At 64.8% G+C, this 14877-nt stretch carries 10 protein-coding genes; all 10 read left to right on the top strand.

The window, feature by feature from the left end:
* Window positions 1-769: 769 nt before the first annotated feature.
* The 10 genes from ACZO3G_RS09610 to rpoC all read left to right on the top strand — a co-directional run bounded on the left by ACZO3G_RS09610 (window position 770) and on the right by rpoC (window position 14824).
* A complete protein-coding gene (locus tag ACZO3G_RS09610; RefSeq protein ID WP_101549272.1) occupies window positions 770-991 on the top strand; it encodes a DUF951 domain-containing protein in 222 nt (73 codons plus the stop codon).
* A 47-nt stretch (window positions 992-1038) separates the two neighbouring features.
* On the top strand, window positions 1039-2115 hold the full coding sequence (prfA, locus tag ACZO3G_RS09605) for a peptide chain release factor 1 (protein WP_276872907.1): 1077 nt from the start codon (window positions 1039-1041) through the stop codon (window positions 2113-2115).
* A gap of 21 nt (window positions 2116-2136) precedes the next feature.
* Window positions 2137-3165 (top strand): L-threonylcarbamoyladenylate synthase, encoded by a 1029-nt coding sequence (locus ACZO3G_RS09600; protein WP_276872905.1) that lies wholly within the window; start codon window positions 2137-2139, stop codon window positions 3163-3165.
* Window positions 3166-3182: 17 nt separating this feature from the next.
* Window positions 3183-3935: a dephospho-CoA kinase gene (gene coaE / locus ACZO3G_RS09595; RefSeq protein WP_276872903.1), complete on the top strand. Its 753-nt coding sequence runs from the start codon at window positions 3183-3185 to the stop codon at window positions 3933-3935.
* 130 nt (window positions 3936-4065) lie between these two features.
* On the top strand, window positions 4066-4524 hold the full coding sequence (locus tag ACZO3G_RS09590) for a lytic transglycosylase domain-containing protein (RefSeq protein WP_277138700.1): 459 nt from the start codon (window positions 4066-4068) through the stop codon (window positions 4522-4524).
* A gap of 81 nt (window positions 4525-4605) precedes the next feature.
* Window positions 4606-6015 (top strand): aminopeptidase, encoded by a 1410-nt coding sequence (locus ACZO3G_RS09585; protein ID WP_276872899.1) that lies wholly within the window; start codon window positions 4606-4608, stop codon window positions 6013-6015.
* Window positions 6016-6104: 89 nt separating this feature from the next.
* Window positions 6105-6416, top strand: a complete 312-nt coding sequence (locus ACZO3G_RS09580) for a LysO family transporter (RefSeq protein ID WP_276872897.1) — start codon at window positions 6105-6107, stop codon at window positions 6414-6416.
* On the top strand, window positions 6413-7012 hold the full coding sequence (locus ACZO3G_RS09575; protein ID WP_101549286.1) for a LysO family transporter: 600 nt from the start codon (window positions 6413-6415) through the stop codon (window positions 7010-7012). The genes ACZO3G_RS09580 and ACZO3G_RS09575 overlap by 4 nt, the downstream gene beginning before the upstream one ends.
* 410 nt (window positions 7013-7422) lie before the next feature.
* The gene (rpoB, locus tag ACZO3G_RS09570; protein WP_101549288.1) at window positions 7423-11181 is read left to right on the top strand and encodes a DNA-directed RNA polymerase subunit beta; all 3759 of its coding nucleotides are present in this window, start codon (window positions 7423-7425) and stop codon (window positions 11179-11181) included.
* A 58-nt stretch (window positions 11182-11239) separates the two neighbouring features.
* Window positions 11240-14824: a DNA-directed RNA polymerase subunit beta' gene (gene rpoC, locus ACZO3G_RS09565; RefSeq protein ID WP_101549290.1), complete on the top strand. Its 3585-nt coding sequence runs from the start codon at window positions 11240-11242 to the stop codon at window positions 14822-14824.
* Window positions 14825-14877 lie beyond the last annotated feature (53 nt).

The raw sequence follows: 14877 nt of genomic DNA, 5'->3' as shown, positions 1-14877 counted from the left end.
GCTTGAGTCCGCTACGCGGACCCGGCCCTGCGGGCCGGAACTTTAAGCGGTATCCCCCGGGAGTACCTTGCCATAACCCGCAAACTACCGCCGCTCCCCACGGGTACACCAGCTGTGGGCACAATTCAGGTTGCGGGCGCTCCCAACAACGCACACCGGAAGGCTCGCCAAGATCCGCGACGGAAAACAACGCCCGTTCCGGGCGTTCGCGCGCCCTGCGCGCATGCGCGGCGAAGCCGCGCAGTTTTCCGCCTCCCTGTGGGCGCTGCGCGCCACGCAAAAGCGGCCGTGCCTCCCCCAAGCGCACTCCCGGTACGGTTCCGGAGACTCTCCGGCAGAGGCATTGCGCCCGCGGCGCGGCGGCTGGCGGGATGCTGTAGGCTCGTTCGCTCATCCGTGACAGGGCGCCGCCGACTTTGGCCGCAGGCCAACCGGAGGCGGCGTGGGGGTCAAGGGGGCCTGGCCCCCTGCGGCTTCTTTCCCCCATTTCTTGTCCGTACAAGAAATGGGGCCGCCTGCCGGGGCGGGACCCGGCGACTCTGTCGCTTCATGAGCGGCTGATCTAAGGCCGCCGTCGGTCAACCACCGACAAACTGTGCCGCTCGCTGAGCGGCAAACCTGAAACAGCCGTCGGCCGGCCACCGACATACTCCTCCGCCCGTGGGCGGAAAAAAGGAAAATTCACAACTCGCGCCTTGCGTTAGAAATAGTTCTTCTGTATAATAATAGATTGTAGTATTCCAAGGAAACGTGTCGGGAGGCGGGTAGAATGGATATCCAGATCGGCGATGTGCTCATCATGAAAAAACCGCACCCCTGCGGGGAAAACCGCTTCACGGTGGGCCGTGTGGGGATGGATTTCCGCATCCGCTGCGTCGGCTGCGGGCGCGAGGTGATGGTGCCGCGCGCCAAGGTGGAAAAGAACATCAAAAAGGTTTTGCGCGGCGAAACCGAGCTCGGGCGGGAGGAACTCAAAATCCGGCATTTGTAGCTGCCTTTCCCATCCGCTGAAAAGAGAAACACACAGGAGGGAACGGCATGTTTGACAAACTGGATACGGTGGCGGCGCGCTTCGAGGAGCTCGGGATGCGCCTGATGGAACCGAACGTGACGAGCGACCCGGCGCGGTATACCGAGCTGATGAAGGAATACCGGCGGCTGGAGCCGGTCGTTGAAAAATACCGCGAATACAAATCCGCCAAAGAGGCCTTTGACGAGGCGAAGGAGATGCTCGACGAGGGGGGCCTCGACCCCGAGATGCGCGCGCTCGCGCAGGAGCAGTACGACGAGAACCGCGAGGTGATCGAGTCCGCGTCGCAGGAGCTGAAAATCCTGCTGCTGCCGCGCGACCCGAACGACGACAAGAACGTCATAGTGGAGATCCGCGGCGGCGCGGGCGGCGAGGAGGCGGCCCTCTTCGCGGGGGTGCTCTACCGCATGTATACGATGTACGCGGAGTCGCGCGGCTGGCAGTGCGAGGTGCTCGGCGCCAACGAGACCGAGCTGGGCGGCTTTAAGGAGATCAGTTTTTCGATCAGCGGCGAGGGCGCCTACTCCCGCCTCAAATATGAAAGCGGCGTCCACCGGGTGCAGCGGGTGCCCGAGACGGAGACGCAGGGGCGCATCCACACCTCGACGGTGACCGTCGCGGTGCTGCCCGAGGCGGAGGAGGTCGACTTCGAGCTCGACCCCAGGGATTTGCAGATCGACGTGTTCCGTTCGTCGGGCGCGGGCGGCCAGCACGTCAACAAGACCTCCTCGGCCATCCGCGTGACCCACCTGCCCACCGGCATGGTGGTCGAGTGCCAGGACGAGCGCAGCCAGTATAAGAATAAGGACAAGGCGCTCAAGGTCCTGCGCTCCCGCCTGCTGGACCAGAAGGTGCGGGAGCAGAACGACCAGATCGCCTCCGAGCGCCGCTCGCAGGTGGGCACGGGGGACCGTTCGGAGCGCATCCGCACCTACAACTATCCGCAGGGCCGGGTGACCGACCACCGCATCGGGCTGACCCTCTACAAGCTCGACGCGATCCTCGACGGCGCGCTCGACGAGCTGCTCGACGCGCTGATGACCCACGATCAGGCGCAGAAGCTGCAGGCCGCGCAGGAGGAATGAACCGATTTTGGAGATGAAACCTTGCAGACAAAACTTCTGAAAATCACCGATATCAGCCGCGATTCCGCGGCGCTCGACGAGGCGGCCGCGCTGCTGAGGCAGGGGAAGCTCGTCGCCATCCCGACCGAGACGGTCTACGGGCTTGCGGCAAACGCCCTCGACCCCGCCGCCGCGAAGGCGATCTACGCGGCCAAGGGCCGCCCGAGCGACAACCCGCTCATCGTGCACGTCTCCTCGCTGGAGGAGGTCGCGCCGCTCGTTCGCGAGCTGCCCGCCGCGCTCGAACGGCTCGCCGGGCGGTTCTGGCCGGGGCCGATGACGGTCATCCTGCCGAAATCCGGCCGCGTGCCGAAGGAGACGTCGGGCGGGCTCGACACGGTGGCGGTCCGCATGCCCGCCCACCCGGTCGCGCGGGAGCTTATCCGCCGCGCGGGGGTCCCGCTCGCGGCGCCGTCGGCGAACCTTTCCGGCTCGCCCAGCCCCACCTGCGCGCGGCACTGCGTCGACGATTTGACCGGGCGGGTGGACGCGATCGTCGACGGCGGGGAGTGCGACGTGGGGGTGGAATCGACCGTGCTCACGCTGTGCACCGACCCGCCGCGGGTGCTCCGCCCCGGCGCGGTGACGCTTGAAATGCTGCGGGAGGTGCTGCCGGACATCGAATACGACCCGGGCGTCTTCGAGCACCTGCCCGACGACCGAAAGGTCGCCTCGCCCGGCATGAAGTACAGGCACTATTCCCCCAAGGCGCGGGTCGTGCTCGTGCGCGGGAGCCTCGGGCAGTTCAAACGGTTCATCGCGGCGCAGAAGCACGCGTTCGGCATCCTCTGCTTCGAGGGGGAGGAAAAACACTTCACACAAAAATGTATTACCTACGGCGCGGAAAGCGACCCCTCATCCCAGGCGCACCGGCTGTTCGACGCGCTGCGGGAGGTCGACCGCGACGGGCTGACGCTCGTATACACCAGGGTATCTGACGACGAAGGAATTGGACAGGCTGTGTACAACCGGCTGCTGCGCGCGGCCGGGTTCGACGAGGTTCTACTATAGGGAAGGCGGGAAACGTTTTGAAAAGTCAGAATACCATGATCATCGGCCTGACGGGGCAGACGGGCGCGGGCAAATCCACTCTGAGCGGGATGTTCGCCGGGCGCGGCGTGCCGGTCATCAACGCGGACGCGGTGGCGCGGGAGACGATGGAGCACAGCCGGGCGTGCCTGATGGACCTCGTGCTCGAGTTCTCCACCGAGGTCATCCACCCCGACGCGACCCTCAACCGGGAAAAGCTGGCGGAGATCTGCTTTTCCGACCGCGCCAAATTAAAACGCCTCAATGAGATCACCTATCCATACATTATCGCGGCGATCATGCGTAAAATAGAGGAGATCAGCGCGTCGGGCGCGCCGATGCTGCTGCTCGACGCGCCGACCCTTTTCGAGTCGGGGCTCGATAAAAAATGCGACTGGATCGTGGCGGTGACCGCCGACCGGGAGGTCCGCCTGCGCCGCATCATCGCGCGGGACGCGATGACCGAGGAGGCGGCCGAGCGCCGCGTGAACGCCCAGAACCGCGACGGGTTCTATACCTCGCGCGCGGACGATATACTGACCAATGACGGGGACCAAGACGAGCTGCGCCTCGCCTTTTCAGAGCTCTATGCCCGCCTGGAAAGGCTGGCGGCGGACGGCGCGGGGCGCCGGGCGCGCGCCGCGGAACCGGAGGCCGTGCCCGCGGACGGATCCGGCACGGAGACGGAGGCGGACGGCGGGGAGGACCCCGACGACGGCGGCTTTGAGGAGCTGACCGGGACGGACGAATGAACGGAGGGGAGCGGACATCAGACGCGCTGTCAAACTGGGCTTTGAACTGCTGCTGCTCCTGCTGGCGGTGTGGGGGGCGGCAGGTCTCGCGAAATACGGCTTCGACCGCTACTACCATGGCGCCTACCCGATGAAATACACCGAGCTGATCGACGCGGCCTGCGAGGAGAAGGACCTTGACCGCGCGCTCGTCTACGCGGTGGTGCGCACCGAGAGCGGCTTCGACCCGAGGGCGCGGTCAAATGTGGGCGCGCAGGGGCTCATGCAGCTCATGCCCGACGCGTTCGACTGGGTGCAGATGCGCAAGGGGGGCGGCGAAGCCCCGAAGGGGGAGGACTGCTTCGACCCGGCGACCAACATCGAATACGGCACGTCGATGCTGCGCATCCTGCTCGACGAGTTCGGCACGGTGGAAAACGTCCTCTGCGCCTACCACGCGGGCTGGGGCAGCGCCAAGCAGTGGCTGGGCGACCCCGCCCACGCGCCCGACGGCGAGCACATCACCGACATCCCCTTCGACGACACCCGCGCCTATGTGGCGAAGGTGAAAAAGACGATGGAGGTCTACCGGAGACTCTATGATCTGTAAGAACAGCCGCCGCGCGTTCCGCGCCCGGCGGCCGGTTTTTGCGGCGGCAATAGAAATCACACTACAGGAGGTTTTACAGCTATGGATAAAGAGAACAGGACCGCGGGCGAGCTGCTGCAGGAGAAGCTCTGCATCAACCGCAGGAACATCGGGCTGACCGCGACCGACGGGGAGGAAGCGGCGGCGCAGGCGTTCTGCGAGCCCTACAAGCAGTTCCTCGACGCCTGCAAGACCGAGCGCGAGGCGGTCACCTACATCGTGGCCAGGGCGCAGGCGGCGGGCTACAAGCCCTTCGACCCCAAGGAGGTCTATCTGCCGGGCGACCGGGTCTACTACAACAACCGCGGCAAGGCGGTCATCCTCTCGACGATCGGCACCCGCCCGATGTCCGACGGGGTGCGCATCATGGCCAGCCACATCGATTCCCCCCGCCTCGACCTCAAGCCCAACCCGCTCTATGAGGAGGCGCAGCTCGCCCTCTTCAAGACCCACTACTACGGCGGCATCAAAAAGTACCAGTGGGGCGCGATCCCGCTGGCGCTGCACGGCGTCATCGTCAAGAAGAACGGCGAGACGATCACCTGCGCGATCGGCGAGTCCGAGGACGACCCCGTCTTCACCGTGACCGACCTGCTGCCCCACCTCGCGCAGGAGCAGATGAAGCGCACCCTCGCCGAGGGGCTCAAGGGGGAGGAGCTCAACGTGCTCGTCGGCTGCCGCCCCTTCAAGGACGACAAGGTGAGCGAGAAGGTCAAGCTCAACATCATCCGCCTGCTCAACGAGAAGTACGGCGTCGTCGAGGAGGATTTCCTCTCCGCCGAACTGACCGCGGTGCCGCAGTTTAAGGCCCGCGACGTCGGGCTCGACCGCTCGATGGTCGGCTCCTACGGCCACGACGACCGCGTCTGCGCCTACACCTCGCTGATGGCCGAGCTCGAGGCCGAAAACCCCGCGTATACGACCGTCACCGTCTTCACCGACAAGGAGGAGACCGGCTCGGACGGCAACACCGGCCTCAACTCCAACTACCTCAAGTACTTCATCAAGGACCTCGCCGGGATGCACGGGCTTTCGGGCCGCGAGGTGCTCTCGAAATCCACCTGCCTGTCGGCGGACGTGAACGCCGCCTACGATCCGACCTTCGGCGACACGCTGGAAAAGCGCAACTGCGCCTACCTCAACCAGGGCGTCGTCGTGACCCAGTACACCGGCGCGCGCGGCAAGAGCGGCACGAGCCAGGCGTCCGCCGAGTTCATGGCCGAGATCCGCAACCTGCTCGACGACGCGAAGGTCGTCTGGCAGACGGGCGAGCTCGGCAAGGTCGATCTGGGCGGCGGCGGCACCGTCGCGATGTATATCGCGGCGCTCAACGTCGACGTGGTCGACGTGGGCGTGCCGGTGCTCTCGATGCACGCCCCCTTCGAGGTCGTCTCCAAGCAGGACGTCTACCAGACCTACCGCGCCTTCCGGGCGTATATCGCCGCGAAATAGCGGGCCCCGTTCCCGCCGTCCGCAGTCGCGGGCGGCGGCCTCCCGGCCGCCGGAGAGCGGCAGATTTTCCAACAGTCAGGATGGTTCGTTTGTTTGACTTCTTAGGTCCCTTTTCGCTGATCGTCTACTTCGCGGTCGGCATTATCATCGGCGTGACGATTTTCCCGCTCAGGTGGCTCCGGCTCAACGGATGGCTTCAGACGGCGGGCATCGCGCTCACCCTCTTTTCAATGGGCGCGTCGATGGCGGGCAGCCCCACCTTCCTCACCGACCTGCGCACGGCGGGCGTGCGCGCCTTTCTTTTCGCGGCGGTGACGATCGCGGGCTCGGTGCTGCTGGTCTACATACTCTCCCGGATCACCCTGCCGCGGCAGGTGCGGAAAAAGGGGGATGCGGAATGATCCTCTTCGCGCTCGGCAGCCTTCTGCTCGGCATCCTGTGCGGGTACTTCCTCTTTCCGCCCGAGGCGGTCCCGGTGATGGACAGGCTCATGTCCTACGCGCTCATGCTGCTGCTCCTTTCGGTCGGCATCGAGGTGGGCACCAACAAGACGGTCTTCCGCAAGATCCGCGAATACAACGTGCGCATCCTCGTCATCCCTTTCGGGGTGGCGGTCGGCTCGATCGCGGGCGGGCTGCTGCTCGGCTTTTTCCTCGGCATGCCGGTCAACGAGAGCGCGGCCGTCTCCTCCGGGTTCGGCTTCTACAGCGTGTCGGCGGTCATCCTGCGGGGGCTCGGCGGCGCGCAGCTCGGGACGGTCGCGTTCATGACCAACGTCCTGCGGGAGCTGATGGCCTTTTTGATGATCCCCTTCGTGGCGCGGCATTTCGGGCGCTACGCGGCGGTCGCGCCGTCGGGCGCGACCGCGATGGACACCACCCTGCCGGTGATCGCGCGGGCGACCGACGACGAGACGGCGCTGATCGCGGTGATCTCGGGCGTGGTGCTCACGGCGCTCGTGCCGGTGCTCGTGCCGCTCCTCTACAACCTGCTCTAATCGAAAACAGCCGCCCGGAGGGCGGCTGTTTTCAGTCATAAAACGGGGGAGGGTAAGCGTTTTTCCGGCCGCGGTGCCGGATCATCAAAAAAACCGGCCCAATCGGGCCGGTTTTTTGTCGGATTGGAGCATACGGTTTTTCTTGACAGGATTGACCGGATGTGGTAAACTAATATACTGTATCAAAATGGCTATTTCTGCGGAGATTTAAAAAAATTATAGCACGTTTCGACAGATTTGGCAATAGTGATCTGCAAAATTTACGGGAGATTCTTTAAAATCCTGTCTGTTTTGCACAACATTGTGGATAGATATCTCTGGCGCCGGTGCCGGGCGCGGCGGATCGTGCGTCCCGGGTCGCAAAAAAATTTTCCGGGGCGTAAATCAGAAGAATGGAGTGAGCAAAGCCTATGGTGAATGTCAAGCCAGTAACGCAGGGCAAAACGACTCGTATGAGTTTCGCGCACATCGACGAGGTTCTGCAGATGCCGAACCTGATCGAGGTGCAGAAGAACTCCTACCAGTGGTTCCTTGACGAGGGGCTCAAAGAGGTGTTCAAGGACGTCTCGCCGATTACCGATTATCAGGACAACCTGGTGCTCGATTTCATCGACTATCGTCTGGACGACAAGCCGAAGTACACCATCGAGGAGTGCAAGGAGCGCGACGCGACCTATGCGGCTCCCCTGCGTGTGCGCGCGAGCCTGCTCAACAAGGAGACCGGCGAGGTCAAAGAGCAGGATATTTTCATGGGCGATTTCCCGCTGATGACGGAGAGCGGCACCTTCATCATCAACGGCGCGGAACGCGTCATCGTTTCGCAGCTGGTCCGTTCGCCGGGCGTCTACTACGGCGCGGCGCACGACAAGAGCGGCAAAGAGCTCTACAGCGCCACCGTCATCCCCAACCGCGGCGCGTGGCTGGAATATGAGACCGACTCCAACGATGTCTTCTACGTCCGCATCGACAAAAACCGCAAGCTGCCGGTGACCACCTTCATCCGCGCGCTCGGCCTGGGCTCCAACGAGCAGATCATCGAGTTCTTCGGCGACGACGAACGGGTGATGGCGACGCTTGAGAAGGACCCCACCGCCAACACCGAGGAGGCGCTGCTCGAGGTCTACCGCAAGCTGCGCCCCGGCGAGCCGCCGACGGTCGATTCGGCCCAGAGCCACATCGACGCGCTCTTCTTCGATCCCCGCCGGTACGACCTGTCCAAGGTCGGCCGCTACAAGTATAACAAAAAGCTGTCCCTGCCGCCGCGTATTTTGGGCAACACCCTCTCGCGCCCGGTGGCGGACCCGATGACCGGCGAGCTGATCGCGGACGCCGGCGCGGTGATCTCCCGCGAGCTGGCCGAGCGGATCGGCCGCAGCGGCGCGGACACCGTCTACCTGAGCCTCGGCGAGGACCGCGAGCTCAAGGTCATCTCCAACGGCATGGTCGACATCAAGGACTTCGTGTCCTTCGACTGCGCGCCTCTCGGCATCAACGAGAAGGTACGCTTTGCCGTGCTGCGCGAGATCCTCGAGCAGAGCGAGGGGGAGGACGCCCTCCGGGAGGCGATCGCCTCCCGCCGCGACGAGCTCATCCCCAAGCACATCATCAAGGACGACATCTTCGCCTCGATCAACTACCTGTGCGGGCTCGGCCACGCCATCGGTACGGTGGACGACATCGACCACCTCGGCAACCGCCGCATCCGCTCGGTCGGCGAGCTGCTCCAGAACCAGTTCCGCATCGGCTTTTCCCGCATGGAGCGCGTCATCCGCGAGCGGATGGCGACCCAGGCGCAGGACATGGACGTCGTGACCCCGCAGGCGCTTATCAACATCCGCCCGGTCGTAGCCTCGATCAAGGAGTTCTTCGGCTCCTCGCCGCTCTCCCAGTTCATGGACCAGACCAACCCCCTCGCGGAGCTCACCCACAAGCGCCGCCTGTCGGCGCTCGGACCCGGCGGCCTCTCCCGTGACCGCGCTGGATTCGAGGTCCGCGACGTGCACTACAGCCACTACGGCCGCATGTGCCCGATCGAGACCCCTGAGGGCCCGAACATCGGACTGATCTCTTACCTCGCGACCTTCGCGAAGATCAACGAATACGGCTTCATCGAGGCGCCCTACCGCCGCGTCGACAAGGAGACGGGCGTGGTGCTCGACGAGGTCGAGTATATGACCGCCGACATCGAGGATATGTATATCGTGGCGCAGGCCAACGAGCCGCTCACCGACGACCACAAGTTCGCCAACGAGAAGGTCAGCGTCCGCTACCGCGACGCGGTCATGGTCTGCGAGCGCGAGAAGGTCGACTATATGGACGTCTCGCCGAAGATGGTCGTCTCGGTCGCGACGGCGATGATCCCCTTCCTCGAGAACGACGACGCCAACCGCGCGCTGATGGGCGCGAACATGCAGCGCCAGGCGGTGCCTCTGCTCGTGCCGGAGGCGCCCATCGTGGCGACGGGCATGGAGTACAAATCCGCCGTCGACTCGGGCGTCGCGGTCGTCTCCAAGCACGCGGGCGTCGTGGACGCGGTGTCGGCCAACGAGGTCGTCATCCGCGACAGCGACGGCGAGCGCCATCCCTACCATCTGATTAAGTTTATGCGTTCCAACCAGGGGACATGCATCAACCAGCGCCCCATCGTCGCGAAGGGGGAGCAAATCGAGGTCGGCCAGGTCATCGCGGACGGCCCGTCCACCGCGGGCGGCGAGATCAGCCTCGGGCGCAACATGCTCGTCGGCTTCATGACCTGGGAGGGCTACAACTACGAGGACGCGGTGCTCATCAACGAGCGCCTCGTCAAGGACGATATCTACACCTCGATCCACATCGAGGAATATGAGATCGAGTCCCGCGACACCAAGCTGGGACCCGAGGAGATCACCCGCGACATCCCCAACGTCGGCGACGACGCGCTCAAGGAGCTCGACGAACGCGGCATCATCCGCGTGGGCGCCGAGGTGCGCGCCGGCGACATCCTCGTGGGCAAGGTCACGCCCAAGGGCGAGACCGAGCTCAACGCGGAGGAGCGCCTGCTGCGCGCGATCTTCGGCGAGAAGGCGCGCGAGGTGCGCGACACCTCCCTGCGCGTGCCGCACGGCGAATACGGCATCATCGTGGACGTGAAGGTCTTCACCCGCGAAAACTGCGACGAGCTCTCGCCGGGCGTCAACATGGTGGTCCGCTGCTACATCGCCCAGAAGAGAAAGATCTCGGTCGGCGACAAGATGGCCGGACGCCACGGCAACAAGGGCGTCGTCTCCCGGGTGCTGCCGCAGGAGGATATGCCCTACCTGCCGGACGGCCGCCCGCTCGACATCGTCTTGAATCCCCTGGGCGTCCCGAGCCGCATGAACATCGGGCAGGTGCTCGAGGTCCATCTCGGGCGCGCGGCGGCCGAGCTTGGCTGGAAGGTCATGACCCCCGTCTTCGACGGCGCGAACGAGAACGACATCGCCGACTGCCTCGAGCAGGCGGGGCTGCCGCGGGACGGCAAGACCTGGCTGCACGACGGGCGCACGGGCGAGCTGTTCGACCATCCGGTCACCGTCGGCTATATGTACTACCTCAAGCTCCATCACCTGGTCGACGACAAGATCCACGCCCGCTCCACCGGCCCCTACAGCCTCGTGACCCAGCAGCCGCTGGGCGGCAAGGCGCAGTTCGGCGGCCAGCGCTTCGGCGAGATGGAGGTGTGGGCGCTGGAGGCCTACGGCGCCGCCTACACCCTGCAGGAGATCCTGACGGTCAAGTCGGACGACGTGGTCGGCCGCGTCAAGACCTTCGAGGCGATCGTCAAGGGCAAGAACGTGCCGAAGCCGGGCATCCCGGAATCGTTCAAGGTGCTCATCAAGGAACTCCAGTCGCTCGGCCTGGACGTGCGCGTGCTGGATAAGGACGATCAGGAGATCGACCTCAAGCAGACGTTCGACGACGACGAAAATATGGGGCTGACCCCTGTGGATGACTCGCTGATGGACGGCGTCGAAGTGGCCTCCGAATTCGAGGACGGCTTCGACATCGAGCATCCGGACACGGAGGGCGAACCCGAGGGAGACATCGACCTGCTCGATGTGGACCTGGGGGACGCGGACCTCGAAGAGAGCTTCGACCCGATCGAGGCGCTCGGCCTGGACGGCATCGCGAGTGAGGACGACAGTTTCTGAGACGCGCATAACAGAATCACCGGCGTGTCCACACTGATTAGAAGAGAGGGGTTCGCATTTGGAATTCAACGTTTTTGAATCGATAAAAATCGGACTGGCGTCGCCCGAACTGATCCGCGAGTGGTCGTGGGGCGAGGTCAAGAAGCCCGAAACCATCAATTACCGCACCCTCAAGCCGGAACGGGAAGGCCTTTTCTGCGAAAAGATCTTTGGACCGACCAAGGACTGGGAGTGTTACTGCGGGCGCTACAAGCGCATCCGCTATAAGGGCAAGGTGTGCGAGCGCTGCGGCGTCGAGGTCACCCGCGCCAAGGTCCGCCGCGAGCGCATGGGCCACATCGAGCTGGCCGCGCCCGTCAGCCACATCTGGTATTTCAAGGGGACCAGCTCCCGCATGGGGCTCCTCTTAAACATGTCCCCCCGCCTGCTCGAGAAGGTGCTCTACTTCGCGTCCTACGTGGTGATCGACCCCGGCATCACGAACCTCAAGAAGTACACGCTCCTCTCCGAGAAGGAATACCGCGACCTCAAGGAGGCCTACGAGGACGATTTCCGCGCCGGCATGGGCGCGGAGGCGATCAAGGAGCTGCTCGCCGAGATCGACCTCGACCAGCTCTCCGACGAGCTCAAGACCGAGCTCGAGACCGCCGCCGGCCAGAAGCGCGTCAAGCTCTTAAAGCGCCTCGAGGTGGTCGAGGCGTTCCGCCAGAGCCACAACCGCCCCGAGTGGATGATCCTCGACGTGATCCCCGTGATCCCGCCCGACATCCGCCCGATGGTCCAGCTCGACGGCGGCCGCTTCGCGACGAGCGACTTAAACGACCTCTACCGCCGCGTCATCAACCGCAACAACCGCCTGAAGAAGCTGCTCGAGCTCGGCGCGCCCGACATCATCGTGCGCAACGAGAAGCGGATGCTCCAGGAGGCGGTCGACGCGCTCATCGACAACGGCCGCCGCGGCCGTCCCGTCACCGGGCCGAACAACCGCCCGCTCAAATCCCTCTCCGACATGCTCAAGGGCAAACAGGGCCGTTTCCGCCAGAACCTCCTCGGCAAGCGCGTCGACTATTCGGGCCGTTCGGTCATCGTCGTCGGGCCGGAGCTGCGGATGTACCAGTGCGGCCTGCCCAAGGAGATGGCGCTCGAGCTCTTCAAGCCCTTCGTCATGAAGCGGCTGGTCGACCTCAAGGTCGCCACCAACATCAAAAACGCCCGCAAGATGGTCGAGCGCGCCACCGTCAAGGACGTGTGGGACGCGCTGGAGGTGGTCATCAAGGACCACCCCGTGCTCCTCAACCGCGCCCCGACCCTCCACCGCCTGGGCATCCAGGCGTTCGAGCCGGTCCTCGTCGAGGGCCGCGCGCTCAAGCTCCACCCGCTCGTCTGCACCGCCTACAACGCCGACTTCGACGGCGACCAGATGGCCGTGCACGTCCCGCTTTCGGCGGAGGCGCAGGCGGAGGCTCGCTTCCTCATGCTCGCCGCCAACAACCTCCTCAAGCCCTCCGACGGCAAGCCCGTCACCGTCCCGACCCAGGACATGGTGCTCGGCTCCTACTACCTGACGATGGTGCGCGACGACGAGCCGGGCGCGGGCAAGGTCTTCCGCGACTTCAACGAGGCCACCATGGCCTACCAGGCGGGCGTCGTCGGCCTGCACGCGCCGATCAGGGTGCGCATCACCAAGCAGGTGGGCGACGAGCGCATCTCCCACATCGTCGACACGACGGTCGGCCGCATCATCTTCAACGACCCCATCCCGCAGGACCTCGGCTACGTCGACCGCACCGATCCGGACCACGTCTTCGACCTCGAGATCGGCTTCCTCGTCCGCAAGAAGGAGCTCGGGAAGATCATCGACCGCTGCATCCACACCTACGGCACCGCCAAGACCTCCGAGATGCTCGACCGCATCAAGGCGCAGGGCTTCAAGTACTCCACCAAGGGCGCGATCACCGTTTCGGTCTCCGACGCGGTCATCCCGCCCGAGAAGGCGCAGTACATCGCCGAGGCGGATAAGAAGGTCGACGCGATCAAGCGCCAGTACGACCGCGGCTTCATTTCGGACGACGTGCGTTACGAGCGGGTCGTCTCGACGTGGAACGAGTGCTCCGCGAAGGTCAAGGACGCGCTCCAGAAGACCTTCGACGAGCGCAACCCCATCTTCATGATGGCGGACTCGGGCGCCCGCGGCTCGATGGACCAGATCCGCCAGCTCGCCGGTATGCGCGGCCTGATCGCCAACACCTCCGGGCGCGCGATCGAAATCCCGATCAAGGCGAACTACCGCGAGGGCCTGAACATCCTGGAATACTTCAACTCCTCCCGAGGCGCCCGCAAGGGCCTGGCCGACACGGCGCTGCGCACCGCGGACTCGGGCTACCTGACCCGCCGCCTCGTCGACGTCTCGCAGGACGTCATCATCCGCGAGCACGACTGCGGCACCCACGAGGGCATCGTCGTCTGCGACATCGTCGACAGCGGCCGCGTCATCGAGGATATGTGCGAGCGCCTGATCGGCCGCTACGTGGCCGACGACCTCGTCGATCCCAGGACGGGCGAGGTGCTCGTCACCCGCGACCGCATGATGACCGAGGCGGACGCCCGGCGCATCCGCGACGCGGGCTTCACCGAGGTGAAGATCCGCACCCCCCTCAACTGCGAGGCGAAGATCGGCGTCTGCGCCAAATGCTACGGCGCCAACCTCGCGAACGGCCAGCCGGTCGGCGTGGGCGAGGCGGTCGGCATTATCGCGGCGCAGTCGATCGGCGAGCCGGGCACCCAGCTGACGATGCGTACCTTCCACACGGGCGGCATCGCGTCGGCGGCGGACATCACCCAGGGCCTTCCGCGCGTCGAGGAGCTGTTCGAGGCCCGCAAGCCGAAGAACAGCGCGGTCATCTCCCACCTCGACGGCGTCGTCTCGTTCGAGAAGGACCAGAAGGGCGGCGACTTCGTCGTCGTCACCGCCGACGACGGCGAGCGGTTCGAGCGGCAGATCGTCTACGGCTCCACCCTGCGCGTGTCGGAGGGCGACCGGGTCGTGAAGGGCGAGCAGATCACCGAAGGCGCGGTCGAGCCCAACGAGATCCTCACGGTCTCCGGGCACCTGGCGGTGCAGGACTACCTGATCAAGGAGGTCCAGCGCACCTACCGGACGCAGGGCGTCGACATCAACGACAAGCACATCGAGGTCATCGTCCGCCAGATGATGCGCAAGGTGAAGATCGACGACGGCGGCGACACCGCGCTGATCACCGGCTCGAACATCGACAAGACCGAGCTTGCCCGCATCAACGCGGAACTCGACGCGCGGTGCGCGGAGGAGGGCTGCGAATGCCGCCACGCCACCGGCATCCCGGTGCTGCTGGGCATCACCAAGGCGTCGCTCGCCACCGAGAGCTTCATGTCGGCGGCCTCCTTCCAGGAGACGACCCGCGTGCTGACCGAGGCGGCCATCAAGGGCAAGGTCGACAAGCTCCAGGGCCTCAAGGAGAACGTCATCATCGGCAAGCTGGTGCCGGCGGGCACGGGCACGGTCGATTACGACGAGCTCGAGGTGATGAACACCGCAGAGGGACACGTCGACCGCAGCGACTACGATTTCATCGGGTCTCTGAGCGACGACATGCAGACCGTCTGACCGGGTTTGTGAGTTCCTCTGAAATTTTCAAAAATCTTTCGTACGTATTGACA

The sequence above is a fragment of the Anaerotruncus sp. genome, assembly GCF_057433415.1.
This window is presented reverse-complemented; position numbering and strand designations above follow the sequence as displayed.

Bases quoted from the DNA above. Each gene is read 5' to 3' on its own strand.
- ACZO3G_RS09610 (WP_101549272.1), top strand. From the start codon at position 770: ATGGATATCCAGATCGGCGATGTGCTCATCATGAAAAAACCGCACCCC.
- prfA (WP_276872907.1), top strand. From the start codon at position 1,039: ATGTTTGACAAACTGGATACGGTGGCGGCGCGCTTCGAGGAGCTCGGG.
- ACZO3G_RS09575 (WP_101549286.1), top strand. From the start codon at position 6,413: ATGATCCTCTTCGCGCTCGGCAGCCTTCTGCTCGGCATCCTGTGCGGG.
- rpoB (WP_101549288.1), top strand. From the start codon at position 7,423: ATGGTGAATGTCAAGCCAGTAACGCAGGGCAAAACGACTCGTATGAGT.
- ACZO3G_RS09590 (WP_277138700.1), top strand. From the start codon at position 4,066: ATGAAATACACCGAGCTGATCGACGCGGCCTGCGAGGAGAAGGACCTT.
- ACZO3G_RS09585 (WP_276872899.1), top strand. From the start codon at position 4,606: ATGGATAAAGAGAACAGGACCGCGGGCGAGCTGCTGCAGGAGAAGCTC.